Annotated in this window: 24 protein-coding genes; 8 read left to right on the top strand and 16 right to left on the bottom strand. The window is 69.5% G+C overall.

Annotation, left to right across the window (positions count from 1 at the left end; genetic code table 11):
- Positions 1-3 precede the first annotated feature (3 nt).
- The 8 genes from dprA to N1032_RS04580 all read right to left on the bottom strand — a co-directional run bounded on the left by dprA (position 4) and on the right by N1032_RS04580 (position 6,248).
- Entirely contained in the window at positions 4-1,242 is a 1,239-nt protein-coding gene (gene dprA / locus N1032_RS04615; RefSeq protein ID WP_259537766.1) for a DNA-processing protein DprA, read from the bottom strand.
- A complete protein-coding gene (locus N1032_RS04610; RefSeq protein WP_259537989.1) occupies positions 1,239-2,774 on the bottom strand; it encodes a YifB family Mg chelatase-like AAA ATPase in 1,536 nt (511 codons plus the stop codon). Before N1032_RS04610 ends, dprA begins: the two co-directional genes overlap by 4 nt.
- Positions 2,771-3,136, bottom strand: a complete 366-nt coding sequence (locus N1032_RS04605; protein ID WP_259537765.1) for a YraN family protein — start codon at positions 3,134-3,136, stop codon at positions 2,771-2,773. The genes N1032_RS04610 and N1032_RS04605 overlap by 4 nt, the downstream gene beginning before the upstream one ends.
- 119 nt (positions 3,137-3,255) lie before the next feature.
- Complete coding sequence (locus N1032_RS04600; protein ID WP_022898285.1) at positions 3,256-3,579, bottom strand: DUF2469 domain-containing protein; 324 nt, start codon at positions 3,577-3,579, stop codon at positions 3,256-3,258.
- A 12-nt stretch (positions 3,580-3,591) separates the two neighbouring features.
- Entirely contained in the window at positions 3,592-4,314 is a 723-nt protein-coding gene (locus N1032_RS04595; protein ID WP_259537988.1) for a ribonuclease HII, read from the bottom strand.
- Complete coding sequence (gene lepB, locus N1032_RS04590) at positions 4,314-5,141, bottom strand: signal peptidase I (RefSeq protein ID WP_259537762.1); 828 nt, start codon at positions 5,139-5,141, stop codon at positions 4,314-4,316. Before lepB ends, N1032_RS04595 begins: the two co-directional genes overlap by 1 nt.
- A gap of 87 nt (positions 5,142-5,228) precedes the next feature.
- Positions 5,229-5,576: a 50S ribosomal protein L19 gene (gene rplS, locus N1032_RS04585; protein ID WP_259537758.1), complete on the bottom strand. Its 348-nt coding sequence runs from the start codon at positions 5,574-5,576 to the stop codon at positions 5,229-5,231.
- 174 nt (positions 5,577-5,750) lie between these two features.
- On the bottom strand, positions 5,751-6,248 hold the full coding sequence (locus tag N1032_RS04580) for an MFS transporter (RefSeq protein ID WP_259537757.1): 498 nt from the start codon (positions 6,246-6,248) through the stop codon (positions 5,751-5,753).
- Positions 6,249-6,343: 95 nt separating this feature from the next.
- Here N1032_RS04580 and map point away from each other — a divergent pair, with 95 nt between their 5' ends.
- Positions 6,344-7,114 (top strand): type I methionyl aminopeptidase, encoded by a 771-nt coding sequence (gene map / locus N1032_RS04575; protein WP_259537987.1) that lies wholly within the window; start codon positions 6,344-6,346, stop codon positions 7,112-7,114.
- A 72-nt stretch (positions 7,115-7,186) separates the two neighbouring features.
- On the opposite strand, the gene trmD is transcribed toward map, so the two are convergent.
- From trmD to rpsP, 5 genes are all read right to left on the bottom strand, one after another.
- Positions 7,187-7,918 (bottom strand): tRNA (guanosine(37)-N1)-methyltransferase TrmD, encoded by a 732-nt coding sequence (gene trmD, locus N1032_RS04570; RefSeq protein ID WP_259537756.1) that lies wholly within the window; start codon positions 7,916-7,918, stop codon positions 7,187-7,189.
- Positions 7,919-7,940: 22 nt separating this feature from the next.
- Positions 7,941-8,879 (bottom strand): type IV toxin-antitoxin system AbiEi family antitoxin domain-containing protein, encoded by a 939-nt coding sequence (locus tag N1032_RS04565; protein ID WP_259537754.1) that lies wholly within the window; start codon positions 8,877-8,879, stop codon positions 7,941-7,943.
- 96 nt (positions 8,880-8,975) lie between these two features.
- On the bottom strand, positions 8,976-9,572 hold the full coding sequence (gene rimM / locus N1032_RS04560; protein WP_259537986.1) for a ribosome maturation factor RimM: 597 nt from the start codon (positions 9,570-9,572) through the stop codon (positions 8,976-8,978).
- On the bottom strand, positions 9,565-9,801 hold the full coding sequence (locus N1032_RS04555) for an RNA-binding protein (RefSeq protein WP_259537752.1): 237 nt from the start codon (positions 9,799-9,801) through the stop codon (positions 9,565-9,567). Before N1032_RS04555 ends, rimM begins: the two co-directional genes overlap by 8 nt.
- A gap of 2 nt (positions 9,802-9,803) precedes the next feature.
- A complete protein-coding gene (gene rpsP / locus N1032_RS04550) occupies positions 9,804-10,250 on the bottom strand; it encodes a 30S ribosomal protein S16 (RefSeq protein WP_259537751.1) in 447 nt (148 codons plus the stop codon).
- A 174-nt stretch (positions 10,251-10,424) separates the two neighbouring features.
- On the opposite strand from rpsP, the gene N1032_RS04545 reads away from it, so the two are divergent.
- Entirely contained in the window at positions 10,425-11,558 is a 1,134-nt protein-coding gene (locus N1032_RS04545) for a glutamate--cysteine ligase (RefSeq protein ID WP_259537750.1), read from the top strand.
- Positions 11,559-11,733: 175 nt separating this feature from the next.
- Here the strand turns inward: N1032_RS04545 and N1032_RS04540 are convergent, their stop codons facing one another.
- Together N1032_RS04540 and ffh are read right to left on the bottom strand one after the other, a co-directional pair.
- Positions 11,734-12,546, bottom strand: coding sequence for an LLM class F420-dependent oxidoreductase (locus N1032_RS04540; RefSeq protein ID WP_259537748.1), 813 nt, complete (start codon positions 12,544-12,546; stop codon positions 11,734-11,736).
- Positions 12,547-12,596: 50 nt separating this feature from the next.
- The gene (gene ffh / locus N1032_RS04535; protein WP_259537747.1) at positions 12,597-14,174 is read right to left on the bottom strand and encodes a signal recognition particle protein; all 1,578 of its coding nucleotides are present in this window, start codon (positions 14,172-14,174) and stop codon (positions 12,597-12,599) included.
- Positions 14,175-14,282: 108 nt separating this feature from the next.
- Here ffh and N1032_RS04530 point away from each other — a divergent pair, with 108 nt between their 5' ends.
- From N1032_RS04530 to N1032_RS04515, 4 genes are read left to right on the top strand one after another with little or no spacing between them, the layout of a single operon-like run.
- Positions 14,283-14,714: a MarR family winged helix-turn-helix transcriptional regulator gene (locus tag N1032_RS04530; RefSeq protein ID WP_259537746.1), complete on the top strand. Its 432-nt coding sequence runs from the start codon at positions 14,283-14,285 to the stop codon at positions 14,712-14,714.
- Between the two features lie 34 nt (positions 14,715-14,748).
- Positions 14,749-16,107 carry an MFS transporter gene (locus N1032_RS04525; protein WP_259537744.1) on the top strand — a complete coding sequence of 453 codons (1,359 nt, stop codon included), beginning with the start codon at positions 14,749-14,751 and terminating at the stop codon, positions 16,105-16,107.
- 37 nt (positions 16,108-16,144) lie between these two features.
- Positions 16,145-17,029 carry an LLM class flavin-dependent oxidoreductase gene (locus tag N1032_RS04520; RefSeq protein WP_259537743.1) on the top strand — a complete coding sequence of 295 codons (885 nt, stop codon included), beginning with the start codon at positions 16,145-16,147 and terminating at the stop codon, positions 17,027-17,029.
- A gap of 60 nt (positions 17,030-17,089) precedes the next feature.
- Entirely contained in the window at positions 17,090-17,347 is a 258-nt protein-coding gene (locus tag N1032_RS04515; RefSeq protein WP_259537742.1) for an LPXTG cell wall anchor domain-containing protein, read from the top strand.
- Between the two features lie 27 nt (positions 17,348-17,374).
- On the opposite strand, the gene N1032_RS04510 is transcribed toward N1032_RS04515, so the two are convergent.
- The gene (locus N1032_RS04510) at positions 17,375-19,651 is read right to left on the bottom strand and encodes an LLM class flavin-dependent oxidoreductase (protein ID WP_259537741.1); all 2,277 of its coding nucleotides are present in this window, start codon (positions 19,649-19,651) and stop codon (positions 17,375-17,377) included.
- A 65-nt stretch (positions 19,652-19,716) separates the two neighbouring features.
- On the opposite strand from N1032_RS04510, the gene N1032_RS04505 reads away from it, so the two are divergent.
- Both N1032_RS04505 and N1032_RS04500 read left to right on the top strand, forming a co-directional pair.
- Entirely contained in the window at positions 19,717-20,157 is a 441-nt protein-coding gene (locus N1032_RS04505; protein WP_259537740.1) for a winged helix-turn-helix transcriptional regulator, read from the top strand.
- Between the two features lie 495 nt (positions 20,158-20,652).
- Positions 20,653-21,750 carry a LacI family DNA-binding transcriptional regulator gene (locus N1032_RS04500; protein WP_259537738.1) on the top strand — a complete coding sequence of 366 codons (1,098 nt, stop codon included), beginning with the start codon at positions 20,653-20,655 and terminating at the stop codon, positions 21,748-21,750.
- Positions 21,751-21,802 lie beyond the last annotated feature (52 nt).

The following is a 21,802-nucleotide window of genomic DNA, read 5'->3' as shown; positions in this document are numbered from 1 at the left end:
CGCTCACGTTCTCGTCCACCCGATCGGCGTCTCGCGCACGGCGCCATCCAGGGCGAGGGCGCCGAGCACGCCGGCGACGGCTCGCGGCGACATCCCGGCCCGCTGCGAGATGTCGGCGGTCGAGCGTGCCGATCGACGGCTCAGCGAGTCGAGCACCCGAACCGATTCGGAGTCAGCCCCGGACTCGGCCTCGCGAAAGCCCGGCAAGGGCACGTCGACCGGCCCGAGCACCAGTTCGACCACCTCGGCCGCCGACGTGACGCACACCGCATCGAACTCCCGCATCAGCCGGTGGCACCCGGCCGAGGTGACGCTCGTCACCGGCCCGGGGACCGCGCCCAGCGGGCGCCCCATCGCCGCCGCGTGACCGGCGGTGTTGAGCGAGCCCGACCGACGCCCGGCCTCGACCACGACCGTGGCGTGACTCGCCGCCGCGATCAACCTGTTGCGTTGCAGAAACCGCCACTTCGTGGGCGCCGCTCCGCACGCGACCTCGGACGCGATCGCCCCTACCGCCTCGATGCGCAGCAGCAGATCGTGGTGGGCGGCGGGATAGAGCCGGTCGACCCCGCCGGCGAGATAGGCGATGGTCGTGCCGCGACTCGCGATCGCGGCCCGGTGGGCCATGCCGTCGATGCCGTAGGCCGCGCCCGAGACCACCGCGAACCCGCGGTCGCAGAGACCTGACGCGAGATCCATCGCCACGTGCTCGCCGTAGTTCGTGGCATCGCGCGAGCCGACGATCGCGACCGACCCGCCCGGATGGTTCAGCCGCCGCACGTCGCCGCGCACCCAGAGCGCCAACGGTGCGTGCTCGCCGAGCGCCTCGAATCCCCGAGGCCAGGCATCGTCGGCCGGGCTCAACAGCCGGGCACGGCAGTGAGCCGCCGAGCGGAGCGCCGCCACGACGAGCCGCGACGACAGACGAGGTCGCCACCGGTCGAACGCGCCCGCGAGGTCGGCGTCGGCCAGGTCGTGGCCGCCGGCCGGCAGAGCCGCCAGCGCCGCCAGCCAGTCCTCGGGCTGTCGTTGCTCGATCAGCATCGAGAGAGCGCGATCGGCGCCGAGAGCCGCCACCACGAACCCCGCGATGGCGTCGCCGGGCTCGGCCAGCAGCGACCAGGCCGCGGTCGCGAACAGCCGTGCGATCGCCGCGTCGTCGAGCTCGACGCCCGGCCCCGCAGCGCTCGTCTTCTCTATCAAGGACCGCACCAGTGCGGTGTCGAGCTCGTAGACGCTCATGCCGCCACCGACTTGCGCAGATAGAGCGCCCAGCCGACCTGCGACTCGGTGGGGGCCGACCCGCCCTCGAGATCGGCGATCGTCCACGCCACACGCAGCACGCGGTCGTAGCCACGCATGGTGAGGGTTCCACGTTCCAAGGCGCGATCGATGGCGGCCGTCACCCCACCGGCCAGTCGCCGCCCGCGGGCGCGGAACCACGATCCTGGCACCTCGCTGTTCGTCTTCCACGGAGTGCCGCGCAGCCGGTCTCGCGCCACCGACCGAGCGGCCTCCACCCGGGCCCGCGCATCCGCTGTAGTGGTGCGCGACCCGTCGTCGGCCACGAGCCGCATCGCCGACGCCGTCACGCGGTTGACCCGCAACTGCAGGTCGACCCGGTCGAGCAGCGGGCCCGACAACCGGGCGAGATAACGCCGCCGCGCCATCGGGGTGCAGGTGCAGGCGATGTCGCTCGTGCCGAACTGCCCGCACGGGCACGGATTCGCCGCCAGCACGAGCTGGAATCGGCCCGGGAAGTGCGCGATGGCATTGGCCCGGTGGATCGTGATGGTTCCCGACTCGAGCGGCTGACGCAGCGAGTCGAGAACCGAGCTGGGAAACTCGGGGGCTTCGTCGAGGAAGAGCACGCCGTGGGCGGCCCGCGCTGCGGCACCCGGACGGATCAGCTTCGAACCACCGCCCACGAGCGCTGCCGCCGACGACGTGTGGTGCGGGCACTCGAGAGGTGGGCGCACGATGAGCCCGCTGAGCGGGCGACCGGCCAGCGACGACAGTGACGTCACCACGAGCGACTGCTCCGGATCGAGGTCGGGCAGCAGCCCGGGCAGCCGCTGCGCGAGCATCGTCTTTCCGGCTCCAGGGGGCCCGAGCATCATCAAGTGGTGCCCTCCGGCCGCGGCCACGACGAGCGCCTCGACCGCGTCGGGATTGCCGACGACGTCGCCCAGGTCTCCCGCCGGCTGGTCGACATCGACCCGCGGGTGCTGCACGAGGGGCTCGACGGGCGTCGGGTCGAGTTCGGCGCCGTGGTGGATGAGGGCGTCGCGCAGCGATGCCACCGTCGTGATCTCGACATCCGGAACCAGATGCGCCTCGTCGTCGTTGCCCCGGGGCACCACGAAGCGGCGGAAGCCCGCCGCACGCGCCGCGACGATGGCCGGCAGAACGCCTTGCATCGGCCGCACCCGCCCGTCGAGGCTGAGCTCGCCGAGATGCACGACCGACGAGATCGCGTCGGCCGCGATGCTGCCCTCGGCGGCCAGCACGGCCACGGCGATCGCCAGATCGTAGGCGGAGCCGTGCTTCGGCAACGACGCGGGCGACAGGTTCACCACGATCTTCTTCGCCGGCAACGGGCAGCCGTCGTTCGCGGCGGCAGCCCGCACACGGTCTTTCGCGTCGGAGAGCGCCGCGTCGGGCAGGCCGATGAGCTGGAAGCCCGGGATGGCGTTGGCGATGTGCGCCTCGACTTCCACCACGGCGCCGGTCATGCCCAGCAGGGCCACCGAGAGAGTGCGCGCGACCATCAGACCACCGCGCGCAGGTGGCTGATGACGGGCTCGCCGTCGGCCGGGCACAGGATGCCGACGACGTCGACCCGCACATCACGATGTCGTTCGCCGTCGGACGCGTGCGCGGCCACCCACGCGGCCGCGAGCAGATGCAACCGCCGCAGCTTCGCCGGCGTGATGGCCTCGAAGGGGTGCCCATAGGCATCCGTCGTTCTCGTCTTCACCTCGACGATCACGAGCACCGCGCCGTCGTAGGCCACGATGTCGATCTCGCCGACCGGGCATCTCCAATTGCTGGCCACCACCCGGAACCCGGATGCGGTCAGATGGTCGGCCGCGAGCTTCTCGCCGCGCCGACCCAGTTCGTCTTTCGCCTTCATGTGGCTACCTCCGCCACCAGGGTGCGGGAGCGGAGGGGCGGATAGCGCGGAGGAGCCGAACTGGGGAGAACTTCTAGCCCTGCCCGAGGTGGTGCAGGAGAAGTCGGGCAGCCGCCGGACTACTCGTCGAGCGCGAGTTCTTTCGGCAGCTCGAAGTCTTTGCTCGAGAGCTCTTCGACGTTGACGTCTTTGAAGGTCAGCACGCGCACCGACTTCACGAAGCGGTCGGAACGATAGACGTCCCACACCCACACGTCGTTCATGGTGAGCTCGAAGTAGAAGTCGTGCTCGGTGTCGCGGCGTGCGAGCTCGACCTCGTTCGCGAGGTAGAACCGGCGCTCGGTCTCGATCACGTACTTGAACTGCGAGACCACGTCGCGATATTCGCGGTAGAGGGCCAGCTCGACCTCGCGGTCGTAGTCTTCGAATTCGTCTTCGTCCATCGTGGCTCCAGTCTAGGCCGCGGAGCCGTCGGCCCGCGCCGCGTCGAATTCCTCGAAGCCGTCGAGCATCGGAGTCGGGTCGCCGTTGACGAAGCTCGACAGCCAGGTGTGCCGGTGCAGATCGGTGGCGCCGAGCGACAGGATGCCGCTGCGGTGCTCTTCGCTGCCATATCCCTTGTTGCGCGCCCAACCGTAGCCTGGGAACACATCGTCGTGCTCGATCATCATGCGATCGCGGGCGACCTTGGAGAGAACAGAGGCGGCAGCGACCGACGCGCAATCGCGGTCGGCCTTGATGCGGGTGCGCACCGTGAGCGGTGTGGAGATCGCCCGCGAGAGGTAGTCGAAGTTGCCGTCGAGCAGCACGGTCGCGGACTGCACGTCGACCCCCGCGGCGATCAGCTCGGTCAGCGCTCGCTGGCCGGCGAGCCCGAGGCAGGCGGTGATGCCGAGGGCATCGATCTCGAAGGCCGAGGCGTAGCCGACCGCGTGCGCGACCCCCCAGCGGCCCGCGACCGGCGCGAGCTCCTCCCGCCGCTGCTCGGAGAGCATCTTGGAGTCACGCAGGCCCTTCGGCACGCGGGTCGACCGGCGCACCTCGACCACGCACAACCCGACCGCCACCGGGCCGGCGAGAGCGCCGCGCCCCACTTCGTCGCAGCCGATGATCACGCCGTCCTGCCGGCCGAGCAGCTTGCGCTCGAACGCGAGCGTCGGGTCGGCGACGGGAGTCATCACTCCGGGCTCCCCGCCGACGAGACGGCCGGCGCGGGCTCCGGCGTCGTGCTCGAGGGCCCCGCCCCCTCGACGGCCACGTCCGCGGCATCCGGAACCCCGCTGAAGACGGAGCCGTAGTTGTCGAGCCAGGTCCAGTGCTCGACCGGCCAGGTGACGAGCACGGCCCGGCCGACGACGTTGTCTTCGGGCACGAAGCCGTTGCCCGGTTTGTCTTGGTTGAAGCGGGAGTCGGCGGAGTTGTAGCGGTTGTCGCCCATGACCCAGAGCGAGTTCGCGGGAACGGTGATGTCGAAGGGCTCCTGCGACACGGCCGAGACGCCGTCGGGCAGCTTGAGGTAGGCGGACTCATCGAGCGGCACGCCGTTGACCGACATCTGCCCGAGCGCGTTGCAGCACACCACGTGGTCGCCGGGCAGGCCGATCACGCGCTTGATGAGGTGGTCGTTCGCGTCGTCGGCGGCGAGCCCGACACCCTGCAGCACCCAGTCGAGCGCGGCGGCGACCGGGTTCTTCTGCACCTCGATGGCCGGGGGCAGCCAGCCGCCCGGATCTTTGAAGACGACGACGTCGCCGCGCGAGAGCGGCATCACCTTCGGCTCGAGCTGGTTGACGAGGATGCGGTCGTCGATCTGGAGGGTGTTCTCCATCGACCCCGACGGGATGTAGAACGAACGCACCAAGAAGGTCTTGATGAGAACGGATGCGACCAATGCGATCACGAAGATGATCAGCAGATCGCGCGCGAAGAGCCACGCACTGCGCGACCTCTTCGAGCGTCGGTCGTCTTTCTGATCTTGCCGTGAGGGCAGAGATGTTTCTGTCATTTAACCACCTGAGCTCCCGAACCACTGTAGTGGTCGGGAGCTCAGGATAACTCTCGGCGTGCGCGCGGCACGCGGCGAATTCAAAGGCTACGCGTCGCGCTTCTCTTTGATCTTCGCCTTCTTGCCGCGCAGGTTGCGCAGGTAGTAAAGCTTCGCGCGGCGCACGTCACCGCGGGTGACGACCTCGATGTGGTCGATCACCGGGGAGTGCACCGGGAAGGTGCGCTCGACGCCCACCTGGAAGCTGACCTTGCGCACGGTGAAGCTCTCGCGCACGCCCTCGTTCTTGCGGGCGATCACGACACCCTGGAAGATCTGGATACGCGAACGCGTACCTTCGACGATGTTCACGTGCACCTTGACGGTGTCGCCGGCACGGAAGTCGGGGATGTCGGTGCGGAGCGAGGCCGCATCGACGGAATCGAGGATATGCATTGTTGTTCGCATTCTGCGCCCGCCACGGGTCGAGCACGGCTTTGAAGTCGGTAAGTGATGTGCCGGATGATTGCTGGCTCCCCTGTGGCAGAGCCGGGCCGTGGCACAAGGGTCAATTGTGCCACAGATCGCACGGATGCCGCAAAGCGCTGCCGCGGCATCCGCTCGCCTCGCTCAGATGCGGGGTGGGATGCGGCGATCGCTCGTCTCGATGACGATGTACTCGCCATCGATGCGGGGCTTCTGCGGAGGGCTCTGGATGCGCGCGGCCTGCGCCTCGAAGTTCGCCAGCGCCGTGCGCACGCGGCGCCTGGTCTCGACCACGAGCTGGATGATGCCCGACCAGAACAGGGCGATGACGGCGATGACGCTCAGTGTGCCGAGCAGCGCGGTGGCGGGCGTGAAGAAGCCGACGGCGATGATGAGGCCGTGCAGCACGGTCAGGAGGGCCACATCGAGCCACGAGACGGCACGCTCGGCGCGCACGTCTTTGCGGGCGAAGATGAGGCCCGCGGTGGCCAGCATGCCGACGGTCAGCATCATGACGCCGACGATGAGGCCGAGGATCTGCCAGGAGGTGGCGGCGAAGATTCCCCAGCCCACCAGGATCCAGGCGGGGAGGATCACCGCAGCGGGGAACTGCCAGTAGAAGAAAGCCCGACGGATGAACACGCCACTAGAGTATGCAGCCACTCCGGATGTTCGCTGAGACTCCGGTCGGTAGGGTCTTCATGGGCGCTACGAAGACGCCCGATGAAAGGAGCATCATGATCGAGCTCAAGACCCCCGCCGAGATCGAGCAGATGCGTCCGGCCGGCGCGTTCGTCGCCGAGGTGCTCACCGAACTGGCCGCGCGGGTCGCGGTGGGCGTGAACCTGCTGAAGCTCGATCAGATCGCCCACGACATGATCCGGGCCCGGGGTGCGGAGTCGTGCTACATCGACTACCACCCGTCGTTCGGCGCCTCGCCGTTCGGCAAGGTGCTCTGCACGAGCGTGAACGACGCGGTGCTGCACGGGCTGCCCTTCGACTACGCGCTGCGGGAGGGCGACGTGGTGAGCCTCGACTTCGCGGCCTCCGTCGACGGCTGGGTGTCGGACTCGGCGCTCACCGTGATCGTGGGCACCCCGCGCTCGCCCGAAGACACGCGGTTGATCGAGGTCACCACCGAGGCCCTCGCCGCCGGCATCGCTGCGGCTCAGCCCGGCGGACGCCTCGGCGACATCTCGGCGGCCATCGGCGCGGTCGCCTCGGCGGCCGGCTACGGCATCAACACCGACTTCGGCGGGCACGGGGTTGGCCGCACCATGCACGGCGACCCGCACGTGCCGAACAACGGCCGCGCCGGCCGCGGTCTGCCGTTGCGGCCGGGGCTCGTCATCGCCATCGAGCCGTGGTTCCTCGAGAGCACCGACAAGATCTACACCGACAAAGACGGCTGGACGCTGCGCTCAGCCGACGGCTCGACGGGGGCGCACATGGAGCACACCGTCGCCATCACCGAGTCGGGGCCGCTCGTGCTGACCGCCCGTTCGTAGGGACGGGTCGCCGGGTCACTCCTGCGGCGGGTCGTTCCGGCGGCGGCTCTGGCGGGTCGTTCTGGCGGGTCGCTACGCCGGGTCGCCGGCGCCCGGCGGCAGCAGGTCGGGCCGCACCCGGCGCGTGCGCTCGAGCTGCTGTTCGCGGCGCCAGCGGTCGATCGCGCCGTGGTTTCCGCTCAGCAGCACGGGCGGCACCTCGAGGCCCCGCCACTGGGCCGGTTTGGTGTAGCTCGGATACTCGAGCAACCCGTCCTCGTGCGACTCCTCGACGAGGCTCTCGGGGTTGCCGACGACCCCCGGGATGAGCCGCCCGATCGCCTCGATCATCGCCATCACCGCGACCTCTCCCCCGTTCAGCACGTAGTCGCCGATGCTCACGAGCCTCACCTCGGCGCGGGTGGCGGCGTGCTCGAAGACACGCTGGTCGATGCCCTCGTAGCGCCCGCAGCCGAACACGAGGTGCTCGCGCCCGGCGAGTTCGCGCGCCATCTTCTGGGTGAACACCTCGCCCGCCGGTGACGGGAAGATGACCACGGGGGCTCCCGTGCCGGTGACGGGATCCGCGGCGTCCGTCGGTCCGAGGATCGTGTCGAGCGCCTCGCCCCACGGCTCCGGCTTCATCACCATGCCGGCGCCGCCGCCATAGGGGGTGTCGTCGACGGTGCGGTGGCGGTCGTGGGTGAACTCCCGCAGGTTGTGGGCGGTCACGTCGAGCAGGCCGGTCTGGCGAGCCTTGCCGAGCAGCGAGATGTCGAGCACGTCGAAGAACTCGGGAAAGATCGTGACGACGTCGATGCGCATGCGCAAAGCCTAGCCGCGGCGTTCAGGGCGAGATCGCGGAGGCCGCCGGGCCCGCGAGGCCCGCGCGCCGGTGTCGCGGGCTCCAGCGGTGCTCCTCGCGCGCGACCAGAGCGCGGATCAGGGCGATCACGCGACCCCACTCCGTCATCACCTGGTCGTAGGTGAGGCGCACGACGAGGTAGCCCTGCTCGAGAAGCGCGAGGTCGCGGCGACGGTCTTCGTCGTAGGCCGTGTTGGTCGAATGGAACTCGCGCCCGTCGAGCTCGACCACGAGGCGGTCTCCCACGAGCAGATCGACGCGACCGGCCCCGGAGATCGGCACCTGCGTGCGGTAGGGGATGTTGTAGCGGTGCAGGCCGAGGCGCGCCTTGGTCTCGAGGCCGGATTGCGAGGTGCCGTCGACGAGGTCGAGGTAACGCTGGTACGACGGGGGCAGCTCGCCCAGGAGGAAGGCGAGATCAGTGAGCGAGATGCGGTTCTTGTTGAGGGCCGAGTCGAGGGTGACGATGGCGTCGGCCTTGCTCTGGCAGGCGATGGAGTGCAGCAGCGCCCACTCGAGGGTGTCGACCGGGCCGACGGGCTCGTCGAGACCGTAGGCGCGACGGGAGCGGTGCACGACGACACCCCAGCGCTCGGGGTCGCCGAGCGGCACGCGGCGGTCATGGGGCGCGGCCAGGTGAGTCGCCCGGTTCGCCACCCGCACGTGCAGCCGATCGTCGCGTGCACACCAGAGCCGCTCGTGCCGCAGCACCGAGAGGCAACTGAGCCGCCCGCCGACGCGGACGGCCCGCAGCACTTCCGGCGGGCCGTCCGGCAGGCCGACCCAGCCCGAACGCAGGCGCAGGATCTCGCCCGAGCGGATCGCCCGGCCTATCGCGGACAGGCTCACCCCGGCGAGCTGCAACTGCACGGTCGATGCCACCCCGCCTTCCATCGCGAGCCGCTCTAGAACCTGATTCATGCTCACATAATGACGGGCGGCGCGAAAAAAGCTGCAAATAACGAAGACCGACGCCCTATATGGGGTCGGTCTTCGTTATTTGCAGCTTTTTCTGCCTCAGGCGGAGGGGGTCGCGCCCTCGTCCGCCGGGGGCGGGGTGTCGTCGGGGTCGTCGGGCAGCTCCTCGAAGAGGCCCGCCGGCGGCGTGACCGTCACGATGCCCGCCGCGAGGTCGACCGACGGCACGATCGCCTTGACGAACGGCACCATCACCTCTCCCCCGGGAGTCTTGACGATGAGCAGGTCTTGCGCCGGCAGGTGCTCGACGAGCTTGACCGAGCCGACCTCGACGCCGTCGCGCACGACTTTCAGCCCGACGAGCTGGTGGTCGTACCACGCGTCTTCCTCGTCAGACGTCGCGTTCTCGTCGAGGTCGATCCAGAGGATCGCCTTGACGAGCGCCTCCGCCGCGGAACGGTCGGCAACGTCTTTGAAGAATCCCACCGGGTGCCCGTTGTACCAGCGCAACTCGTTCAATTCGAGCGACTTGCCGTGCCACGGTGACGAGGTAGGCACCTGCAAGGTGAACACCGCGCCCGGAACGAAGCGTCGTTCCGGGTCGTCGGTGAACAGCTCCAGCTTGATCGCGCCCTTCAGCCCGTGGGCTTTGGTGAGGCGGCCGACCCGGAGTTGGGTCTTCTTGTTCTCAGAAATCGGTGTCCACCACGTCTACGCGCACGCGCTTGCCGTCGGCCAGCGCGCTGACGAGGGTGCGCAGCGCTTTCGCCGTGCGACCCGAGCGGCCGATCACGCGGCCGAGGTCGTCGGGGTGCACGCGCACCTCGAGAACCTCGCCGCGCGGCGAGCTCTTCGTGATGACCCGCACCTCGTCGGGGTTGTCGACGATCCCCTTGACGAGGTGCTCGAGAGCCGGAGCGAGCAAGGTCAGGCCTTGTCTGCGTCTTCGGCGACCGCGGCGTCGGCCTCGGTCGCGTCAGCAGCCTCGGCCTGGGCGGGAGCCTCGACCGGTGCGGCCTTGGGCTCGGCCTTTGGCTTCAGGACCGGCTTCTTCTTCTCGTCGGCGACGAAGGCTTCCTTCTCGCCCTTGACCTTGACGGTCGACACGGCGTCTTTGTCGCCCTTGAACTTGCCCCAGTCACCCGTGAGCTTCAGAAGGGCGGCGACCTGCTCGGTCGGCTGTGCGCCGACGCCGAGCCAGTAGAGCGCACGCTCGGAGTCGACCTTGATGACCGAGGGCTCCTCGGTCGGGTGGTACTGACCGATCTCCTCGATGACGCGACCGTCGCGCTTGGTGCGCGAGTCGGCCACGACGATGCGGTAGTAGGGCGCCCGGATCTTGCCGAGACGCTTAAGACGGATTTTGACAGCCACAATTCTCCTGTGTGATGTTGAGGTGGGCGAACTGACAGCCGTGAGCGTGGGGGCACACTCGGCAAAAGCTCTAAGGGAATCCGTGCCGCCTGATTAGAGGGTCGGGCGAGGACGGACTCGACTGGCTATTCTGACAGATAACGCGCTCGAAGCGGTAATTCCGAAGGGTTTCCCATGCAGATCAGGTTCGCCGAGTCCGAACGATCCACCCTCGGCATCGAGTGGGAGGTCGCGCTGGTCGAGCGCAGCTCCGGCGATCTGGTGTCGGTGGCCGGCGAGGTGCTCCAGACGCTGCAGGGCCCGAACGGCGAACCGCACCCCCAGATTACGGGCGAACTGCTGCTCAACACCGTCGAGCTGGTGACCCGGGTGCACCACCGCGTCGCCGACGGCGTCGCGGATCTGCAGGCCCAGCTCGCCGAAGTGCGGGCCATCACCGACCCCCTCGACGTCGAGCTCATGTGCGCCGGATCGCACCCCTTCGGCCAGTGGTTCGAGCAGACCGTCACCGACAAGGAGCGCTACCACAAGCTCATCGACCGCACCCAGTGGTGGGGCCGCAACATGATGATCTGGGGCATCCACGTGCACGTCGGCATCGACGACCGCGAGAAGGCCCTGCCGATCGTGAACTCGCTGCTCAACTATTACCCGCACCTGCAGGCACTCAGCGCGTCGAGCCCGTTCTGGGGCGGCGTGAACACGGGCTACGCGAGCAACCGCGCGCTGATGTTCCAGCAGTTGCCGACGGCGGGCCTGCCCTACCAGTTCGGCGGCTGGGCGAACTACGAGGAGTACGTCGACGACCTCATCCACACCGGCGTGATCAGCGACCACACCGAGGTGCGGTGGGACATCCGGCCGAGCCCCCAGTGGGGCACGGTCGAGATGCGCGCCTGCGACGGACTCTCGAGCCCCGAGGAGATCGGAGCCGTCGCCGCCCTCATCCAGTGCCTCGTCGACGACATGTCGCAGCGCCTCGACGACGGCGAGGAGCTGCCGACCATGCAGCCCTGGTTCGTGCGCGAGAACAAGTGGCGCGCGGCCCGTTACGGAATGGATGCCGAGATCATCCTCAATTCCGCCGGCGACGAACAGCTGGTGACGGATGCCGTGCGCGGCGAACTCGAACGCCTCGCCCCGGCCGCCGAACGGCTCGGCTGCGCTGCTGAACTCGACCAGGTCAACCTGATCCTCGACCACGGCGCCAGCTACCAGCGCCAACTCCGCGTGGCCGAAGAAAACGGCGGCAGCCTCCGCGCGGTAGTCGCCTCCCTCACCAAGGAACTCCGCCACGGATTGAACTAGCCCCGTCGTTCCGACACTTCAGCCGGCATCGAACGCAACAGGCCGTACTCGACGACCCAAGGTGAAGGCGTGGCCGCGCAGCGACCGCGTCTTCACATGTCGCGTCGCGCCGGGCGGGGACCGGCGCGACCCGAGGAGGCCGCGCGCAGCACGGCCCCCGAGGCAGCCAGCACAGCTATGAGCTCACGCTGTCCCGCCACCTCACCAGATCCCGCACGCCCTGCATGTCGATGTCGGGGCCCGTCACTCCGAGGGTGAAGAGGGTGACGCCGAGTTCGAGCTGGCGGTCCATGTCGGGCAGGCCGTCGCCGCGGGCTCCGCGGGTGCCGACCGAGATCTCGATCTCGGAGACGTCGCGGCCGACCTTCTCGGCCCACTCGCCGAGAACGCCGAGCTTGCGCTCGAGGGTCGCGGTGTCTGAGAACGAGTGCCAGATGTCGGCGTGCTGGGCCACGATGCGCAGGGTCTTCTTCTCGCCGCCACCGCCGATCAGCACGGGGATGTCGCGCGTGGGCGCCGGGTTGAGCTTCGCCCAGCGCGCTTCGATGCGCGGCAGTGCCTCCGACAGTGAGTCGAGCCGCTGGCCGGCGGTGCCGAACTCGTAGCCGTACTCGTCGTAGTCGCGCTCGAACCATCCCGAGCCGATGCCGAAGACCAGGCGGCCGACCCCGCCGTCTTTCGCCGAGATGTGGTCGACCGTGCGGGCCATGTCGGCCAGCAGGTCGGGGTTGCGGTAGCTGTTGCAGGTCACGAGCGGACCGAACTGGATGCGCGAGGTCTGCTCGGCCCAGGCGGCCAGCATCGTCCAGCCCTCGAAGTGCAGGCCGTCGGGGTCACCCGAGAGCGGGAAGAAGTGGTCCCAGTTGAAGGCGATGTCGACGCCGAGGTCTTCGAGCTCGGCGAGGGTGTCGCGAATGGTCTGGTAGGAGGAGTGCTGGGGAGCGATCTGCACGCCGATGCGGACCGGCCGAGAAGAGGGGGTTGTCATGGTTCCAGCCTAGGCACGCATGATGCCCCGGCGCGCCACGCCCCGAACCGCTAGCGCAGGAACCGCTGCAGCGCCTCGAGCTCTTCAGGGCTCGGGTTGCCCGGTGCGCCCTCGGCGGGCTTGGAGCCGAGACCGAAGCCCGCTCCCCCGCCCGAACCGGCCGCGATCGCCGGCTTCTGCCCCGAGGCGAGCGCCGCGTTCTCGGCCGCGCGCTTGGCAGGGTTGCCCGACCGCGAGCCCTTCTTCTTGGGCTGCTGCTTGCCGCGGCCGCCGCCGAACCCGGCGCCGGGGATGGGCCCCATCCCGGGCACGTTCGGCACGCCACCCTTGGCCACGGTCTTCATCATCTTCGACGCCTGGTCGAAGCGCTGCACGAGCTGGTTGACGTCGGTGACCGTCATTCCCGATCCGCGCGCGATGCGAAGCCGCCGCGAACCGTTCAGCAGCTTGGGGTTCTGCCGCTCGGCCTTGGTCATCGACTGGATGATCGCCTCGGTGCGCACGATCTCTTTCTCGTCGAAGTTCTCGAGCTGCTGCTTGAGGCCGCCGGCACCGGGCAGCATGCCCATCATCTTCTTGATCGAGCCGACGTTGCGCAGCTGCTGCATCTGCTTCAAGAAGTCTTCGAGCGTGAACGAATCGGTCGCGAACTTCTCGGCGACCTTGCGTGCCTCGTCTTCGTCGAACGCCGACTGCGCCTGCTCGATCAGCGACAGGATGTCGCCGAGATCGAGAATTCGCGACGCCATCCGGTCGGGGTAGAACGGCTCGAAGTCGTCGAGCGTCTCGCCCGTCGAGGCGAAGATGATCGGGCGGCCGGTGACCGAGGCCACCGAGAGAGCCGCACCACCGCGGGCGTCGCCGTCGAGCTTGGTGAGCACGACGCCGGTGAAGTCGACGCCCTCCTGGAAGGCGCGAGCCGTGGCCACGGCATCCTGGCCGATCATCGCGTCGATGACGAAGAGCACCTCGTCGGGGTCGACGGCCTTGCGGATGTCGGCAGCCTGCTTCATCATCTCGGCATCGACGCCGAGGCGACCCGCGGTGTCGACGATGACCGTGTCGTACTGCTTGTCGATGGCGAACTTGATGGAGTCTTTCGCCACGCGCACCGGGTTGCCGACGCCGTTGCCGGGCTCGGGCGCGAACACCGGCACGCCGGCCTGGCCGCCCACGATCTGCAGCTGGTTCACCGCGTTCGGGCGCTGGAGGTCGGCCGCGACGAGGATGGGCGTGTGCCCCTCCTTCGCCAGCCACTTGGCGAGCTTGCCCGCGAGCGTGGTCTTTCCGGCGCCCTGGAGGCCCGCGAGCATGATGATGGTCGGCGGCTTCTTCGCGAATTCGAGGCGGCGCTGCTGCCCGCCGAGAATCTCGACCAGTTCTTCGTTGACGATCTGCACCACCTGCTGCGCCGGGTTCAGCGCGCGGTTGACCTCGTCGCCGAGCGCGCGCTCGCGCACCTTGCCGGTGAAGTCCTTCACGACCTCGAGGGCGACGTCGGCATCGAGCAGGGCGCGACGGATCTCACGCACGGTGCTGTCGACATCCGCGGGGCTCAGCTTTCCCTTCGTGCGCAGGTTCTTGAAGGTTTCGGCGAGCCGGTCCGAGAGATTTCCAAAAGTAGCCATCGTGCACCCAGTTTAACCGGTCGAGCCCGGCAATCGGCTGCGTTCGCGGAGCGCACAGCGCCACCACGACCATTTCGTTAGCAAGGCTAATGAGCGTATGCTAACTACATGCCTGAAACCGCCCCCGCCCTCTCGCTCAGCAGTGACCTGCGCAACGCGACCCTGCGGCTGGCCCGGCGCATCCGGCTCGAGAAGGCTGACGACGAACTGAGCGAGTCGCAGACCAGCGTGCTCGCCTACCTCTCGCGCAACGGCGAGCAGACCCCGAACGCCCTCGCCGCCTGGGAGCACGTGTCGCCGCCCTCGATGAACCGCACCCTCAACGCCCTCGAGAGCGCGGGCTACATCGCGCGTACGCCGTCGGGCGACGACCGCCGCAAGGTGATCGTGTCGGTGACGGATGCCGGCCATGCGGTGGTCGCCGAGACCCGCCGTCGTCGCGACGCCTGGCTCGACCGGCGGCTCGCCGCGTTGACCGCGACCGAGCGCGCCACCCTGGAGTCGGCCGCCGGCGTCATCCGAAAGGTGCTCGAACAGTGACGGCGCCCGTCAGCCGACCGGCCGGAGGTGTCGGGTGAGCGCGATGTTCCGCTCGCTGGCGAGCATCAACTACCGCATCTGGTTCGCCGGTGCGCTCGTGTCGAACGTCGGCACCTGGATGCAGCGCACCGCTCAGGACTGGATCGTGCTCACCGAGCTCACCGACCACGACGCGGCCGCGCTCGGCATCACGGTGGCCCTGCAACTCGGGCCGCAGCTGTTGCTGGTGCCGGTGTCGGGCCTGATCGCCGATCGCCTGAACCGGCGGCACACCCTGATGGCCACGCAGATCGCGATGGGCGTGCTCGGAGCCGGCCTCGGCATCATCGTGCTTGCCGGGGTGGCGCAGCTCTGGATCGTCTACGTCTTCGCGCTGCTGCTCGGCGTCGCCTCAGCCATCGACGCGCCGGTGCGCCAGACCTTCGTGGCCGAGCTCGTCTCGGGCGCCAACGTGTCGAACGCCGTGGCGCTCAACTCGGCGTCGTTCAACGCGGCGCGCACCATCGGGCCCGCCATCGCCGGGGTGCTGGTGGCGGTGATCGGCGCCGGCTGGGTGTTCATGATCAACGCCCTGACGTTCGCGGCGGTGGTGGTGTCGCTGAAGTTCATCCGCATCGGCGCCGCCCAGCTGATGGCGAAGGCGCCGCGGCAAAAGGGGCAGCTGCTGGCGGGTTTCCGCTACGTGCGCGGCCGACCCGACATCGTCATCATCTTCGTGATCGTGTTCATCATCGGCACGTTCGGCTTCAACTACCAGATCTTCACCTCGACCATGGCGACCGTGACCTTCGGCCAGGGCTCGGCCGGCTTCGGCCTGCTGTCGTCGATCATGGCGGTCGGTTCCGTGGCCGGGGCGCTCGTGTCGGCGAGCCGCGACCGGCCGCGGGTGCGACTCGTCTTCCTCGCCACGGCGGGATTCGGCGTGAGCGCTCTGGCCGCTGCGCTGTCTCCCGGCTACTGGGTGTTCGCCGGCACCCTCGTGCTGATCGGCTTCTGCGGCCAGATTCTGATGACCACGGCGAACGGCACCGTGCAGACCACCACCGATCCGATGATGCGGGGCCGCGTGATGGCCCTCTACATGGCCATCTTCATGGGCGGCACGCCGATCGGCGCACCCCTCGTGGGCGCGATCGCGAACACCCTCGGCCCGCGCTGGGCCCTGGGGGTGGCCGCCATCGCCGGGTTCGCCGCGTTCGGTGTGGGCCTCGTCTGGCTCGTGCGGCACCGCCACCTGCGCGTGCGCTTCGGGGAACGCCGGCGCCCCCGCCTGGTGTTCGGCAGCGCGGGCGACGAGACGCTCACCGGTTCGATCAGAGCCGTGGATGCCGCCGACGAAGAGGAACTCGAAGAAGACCTCGCCCTCGACGAGGCCGAGGCGAAACGAGCCTGACGTCGACGGTGTCGGCGCCGGGTGCTTGACTCGTCGCATGCGACACGGAATCGTCATCCTGCCCCAAGACCCCTGGCCCGAGGCCCGCCGCAAATGGGTGCTCGCCGAGCAACTCGGCTTCGATCACGCCTGGACCTACGATCACCTCTCCTGGCGCTCGCTCGCCGACCAGCCCTGGGGGGCCACCCTGCCCACGCTCACGGCGGCGGCGATGGTGACCGAACGCATCCGGTTGGGCACCTTCGTGGCCTCGCCCAACTTTCGGCACCCAGTTCCGTTCGCCAAAGAACTCGCCACCGTCGACGACATCGCGGGCGGGCGGCTCACGCTCGGGGTCGGATCGGGCGGCACGGGGTTCGACGCATTCGTGCTGGGCCAAGAAGAGCTCACGCCCCGCCAGCGCCACGAGCGGTTCGCCGAGTTCGTGACGATGCTCGACGAACTGCTGCGCTTCGAGCAGCCCGGCTCCTCCGGCATCTCGAGTGCCGGCTCGTGGTTCACGGCGCACGAGGCACGCATGGTCGGAGCCCCGGCGCAGTCGCCGCGGCTGCCGTTCGTGGTCGCGGCCAACGGGCCCAAGGGGCTTGCACTCGTCGCCCGATTCGGCGAGGGGTGGGTGACCACGGGAGACGAGAGACTCACGGGCGACGCGTGGTGGCGTGGGGTCGCCGAGCTGTCGCACCGGCTGGATGAAGCGGCGGCGGCATCCGGTCGCGACCCCCGATCGATCGACCGCTACCTGTCGCTCGACTCCAGCGCCGTCTATGCGCTCGAGTCGGCGAGCGCGTTCGCCGACTCGTCGCGGCGGGCGGAGGAGCTCGGCTTCACCGACGTGATCACCCACTGGCCTCGGGCGGAGGGCATCTACGCCGGGTCGGAAGACGTGCTCGTCGCGGCCGCCGACGCGATGCGGGCCTCGTGAACGCGATGCCGGCGTCAGGAGGGGGTGCAGAACGCGGGCCGAGGGGGCTACGGTGAGGGCATGAGTATCGGAGGCGGAATCGCGCTGATCGTGATCGGCGCCATCTTGACGTTTGCGCTGAACTTCGAGGTGGAGTGGATCAACCTCGACCTCGTCGGCTACATCTTCATGGCGGCCGGCCTCGTGATCCTGATCATCGGGCTCGTGTTCCTGCTGCGCCGCCGGCAGTCGGTGTCGACCACGCGCACCGGCATCGACCCGGCCAACGGGCAGCAGGTCACCCAGCGCCGCAGCGAGAGCGACGACCCGCTGCGCTGAATGAGCGGGGCTTCGATCCGCTGAGGCTCAGCCCTGCATGAGGCGCGGCACGACGTTGAAGTTGTCGCGGAAGACGTTCTGCGGGTCGAGGCGCTCTTTGAGGGCGCGCAGCCGCTCGAGTGTGGCCGGCGGGAACGCGTCGGCGATGCGCTCGGGCCGCAGGTCGGTCTCGAAGCTCAGGTAGAGTCCGTCGAAATGTTCGGCGAGGTCGTCCCAGAGCACGTCGAGGCGATCGCGATTCGAGCCGAAGGCGACGACGGCGAAGTTGGCCGAGCGGTTGCCGTAGGCGGTGGCGTGCGGGTCGACGTCGGCGACCGCCCCGCCCACCGCACGGATCTGGAAGAAGTACACGGCGCCGGTGGCCAGCATCCGTTCGGCCGCGGCCGCGAACTCGGGTGTGATGTGCTCGATCAGTCCCGACCGTGCGACGGGGTCGCCCTGCCCGTCGTGGTCGCCGCCCTGCGCGTTGGCCATGATGCCCGAGTAGGGAATCAGCTGCACCGACTGATCGAGCAGCGGGGCGATCTCGGCGAGCGGCTGCAGGCGCTCGATGATGGTCTCGGGGTCGCTCGAGTCGACCACGGCGAGCACCTGGGCCACGGCCGGCTGCCCCGGGCGCGGACGGCCCATGATCATGAAGCTCGTGAGGTCGCGTGGGGCGGCCTCGACCTGCGCTCCCCACGCCTCGAGGAAACCGGCGGTGTCGCTCGCGTCGAACGCGAGCTGGGCCCAGCCGAGGTCGCCGACCTCGTCGACCTCGAACTCGAACGACACCACGATGCCGAAGTTGGCGCCCGCACCGCGCACCGCCCAGAACAGGTCGGGGTTCTCGTCGGCGCTCGCCCGCACGACCGATCCGTCGGCGAGCACCACGGTCGCGGCGCGCAGATGGTCGATGGTGAGACCATGCTCGCGCACCAGCCAGCCGATGCCGCCCGCCGTGGCGAGCCCGCCCACGCCCACTCCCCCGTAGTCGCCCGAACTGAGCGCCCAGCCGTGCCGGCCGAGTTCGGCGGCCACGTCCATCCAGCGGGCGCCCGGTTCGAGGCGCACCCGCTTCGAGGCCTCGTCGAGCACCTCGATCGCGTTGAGCTTGGAGAGGTCGATCACGATGCCGCCGTCGTTGGTCGAACGGCCGCTGATGCCGTGGCCGCCGGAGCGCACGGCGAGGGGAACGTCGGGATGCGCTCGGGCGAAGGCCAGCGCTTCGACGACCTCGTCGACCGACCGCACCTGGAACACCAGTCCGGGCGACCCTCCGCGCATGTAGGTGGAGCGCACGCGCGAGAAGTCGAGGTCGCCCGGCTCGATCACGGTGGCGGCGAGCGATTCCGGCACGGCGTCGTAGTCGATGCCCTCACGACGGCGGGCGAGCGCGATGGAGTTGCGCACCCGGCGCTCGACGGTGCTGTCGACGCCGAGTTCACGTTCGACCGCCTCGCGCAGCGCCGGTGCCACCTCGAGCGCGAACTGCTGCATCACGGCGGCGTCGTCCGACGCAAGGATGAACGTGCCGATGCCCTCCTCGAGCACGAGCGGCAGCAGCTGCTCCACCCATTGCGCGGCCGGGCCGTCGAGCATGCCGCCGCTCACGGGCGAGAACCGGCCGCCGATGTTGAGGAGCCGGCGGATCTCGCGCGGGTCGCGCCCGGCATCCGTCGCCGCCTCGTCGATGGTGGCCTGTCCGCGCCGCAGATCGCCGGGCTGCAGGTAGGCGAGCGACGGGAGCCAGCCGTCGCCTTTGCGCCCGGTGAGCCGCAGCATCCGGGGCTTCAGGGCGCCGATCCAGATGGGGATCTCGTGGGCTGCGGCGGGACCGCGTTTGGCACCGTCGACATGGTGCACGTCGCCGGGCACGCGGAGGGGGCTGCGGTCGCCGACGTTCCAGATGCCCCGGATGACGTCGATCGCCTCACTGAGGGCGTCGACGGCTTGGCCGGGGGTGAGGCGTGTTCCGCCCATGGCGGCGATGGCGTCCCAGAACCCGCCGGCGCCGAGCGCGAGGTCGAAGCGGCCTCCCGAGAGCAGGTCAAGGCTCACTGAGGCGCGCGCGGTGACCGCCGGCGGGCGGAGCGGAACGTTGAGCACGTTGGGTGCGATGTGGATGCGCTCGGTCTGGGCGGCGACCCAGGTCATGAGGGTCCAGGTGTCGTGGAAGCCGGGCTGGTAGGGGTGGTCTTGAAAGGTCACCAGGTCGTAGCCGAGCTGCTCGCTGAGCTGGGCGCGGGTCACGGCAGCGGCCGGCGGGTTGTTCGCGGGGGTGATGAAGGTTCCGAACTGCAGGCGGTGACCGTAGTGAGGCATGCCACCAGCATGCGACGTGGATCGGCCTGTGACCAAACACGCCGTTAGTGACTTACTATAGGTGAGTGACTAATGAATGGCACCACATCGACGACGCGGAGTGCCGACGGTTCCAGTCGTCGGTCGAACTGGTCGGAAAGCGGTGGAGCTCAGGCATCCTGCTGGCGGTCGCGCAGGGCGCCGAACGGTTCACCGAGATTCTCGCCACCGTCACCGGGCTCAGCGACCGGCTGCTCTCGCAGCGCCTCAAGGAGCTCGAGCAGGCGGGCCTGCTGCAGCGGGCGGTGATCGCGACCACGCCCGTGCAGGTGAGGTACCACCTGACCGAGCGCGGCGCCGACCTGATGCGGTCGCTGCAGCCGCTCGTGGCGTGGGGGCAGCGGTGGGGCGCGGGGGCTGGTGGTAGTGCTGGTGCCGGTGGTGCTGGTGCCGGTGCTGAAGAGATCGACCGCGAAGCTCTGCGGGCGAAAGCCCCGACAGACTCCCCGTTGGCGCGCTCGAACTGAACCTCCCGGCGGCTCCGCGGCTGTGGTGTCGGGAGGCCGCAGGGCGCCCGACCCGCCGTTGGGAGGCCACGACGGCCTCCCGACGACCGATTGGCCGCCCGAAGGCGCGACGAGGACGTCGGCGAATGGCGCCGAGGGGTTCGGCCGACGGTCGACTCGCCGGTACCCTCGGGAGGCCGCAGAAGACTCTGGCACCGTCGGGAGGCCGCTGGGGCCTCCCGAGCACCGATCGGCCTCCCGATGCTGCGCCGATGTGGTGAACCGCTTCAGTCGGCGCTGCGTCTTGAGCACGCTCAGGAGGCAGCAGGAGTCCATGGCTCCCTCGGGAGGCCGCAGAGGACTGCCGCGCCGTCGGGAGGCCGCTGCGGCCTCCCGAGGGCGGGTCGGCCTCCTGACGGCGGGGTCGGGCGGGGTGAGGGGCGCGCGGGCGGCGGCATCCGGGGCCGCGGACTGTGCGCGAGGTGGGGCGACGAGGGCGGCGTGCATAATCGAGGCATGACGCTCGAACGCAATTCCGAGGCGGCGCGGCCGCGCGCGGCGAGCGTGTTCGACGTGGCGAAGGCGGCCGGAGTCTCGCACCAGACGGTGTCGCGGGTGCTCAACGAGCATCCGAGTGTGCGCCCGGCGACGAAGCAGAAGGTGCTCGACGCGATGGCCGCCCTCAACTACCGGCCGAACCTCGCGGCCCGGGCGCTCGTGACCAGCCGATCGCGCATCATCGGCATCCTCTCGACCTCGAGCGGCGAATACGGACCGGCGTCGAGCATCGCCGGCGTCGAAGCCGCCGCTCGGAGTCGCGGTTACAGCGTCAACATCGCGAACGCCGACGGATCCGACCAGGCCTCCATCGACGAAGCCCTCAACCACCTCGCCGATCTGTCGGTCGAGGGTCTCGTGGTGGTCGCACCACAGCTGCACGTGCTGGCCGCGCTGTCGACGCGGTCGTTCGGCATCCCCTACGTCACGCTGCAACGACTCGGCACGTTGCCGGCAGGCGACCCGGATGCCGCGGCCGCGGCGTCGGCCGGCGCGACCGATGCCGTTCCGTCCGCCGACCCCGGCACCACCCCTAGCCCGCCCGTCGAACTCGCACTCGACCAGGTCGACGGCGCGAGGATGGCGACCGCCCACCTGATCGCGCTCGGCCACCGTCGGATCGCGCACGTCGCCGGCCCCGCCGACTGGGTCGACGCATCCTCTCGGCTCGCGGGCTTCGAGGCTGAGATGGCGGCGAACGGCCTGACCGCGACGGCGGTGGTCGACGGCGACTGGAGCGCGACCTCGGGTTTTCGGGCGTCGCCCAGGCTGCTCGAGAGCGGAACGACGGCGGTGTTCTCGTCGAACGACCAGATGGCGCTCGGGCTGATCCATGCCTTCCACGTCGCCGGGCTCGACCTGCCGCGCCAGATGAGCGTCGTGGGATTCGACGACATCCCCGAGGCCGAGCACTTCTGGCCGCCGCTCACCACCGTGCGGCAGGACTTCGACGAGCTCGGGCGCCGCTGCGTCGCCCAGCTGCTCGGCGACGAAGCAGCGCCCCCGTCGGTCGACCCCTCGCTCGTCGACCGCGCCTCCTCCGCGCGGCCCGAGTAGCCGGGCGACCGAGACTTTCGTCAGGGAGGCGGCTTTCGTCTCGCAGGTGGAT

This window comes from Herbiconiux daphne (assembly GCF_024979295.1).
Lineage (GTDB): Bacteria > Actinomycetota > Actinomycetes > Actinomycetales > Microbacteriaceae > Herbiconiux > Herbiconiux daphnes.
The sequence above is the reverse complement of the archived record's forward strand: the minus strand, read 5'-3'. Positions and strand labels throughout refer to the sequence as shown.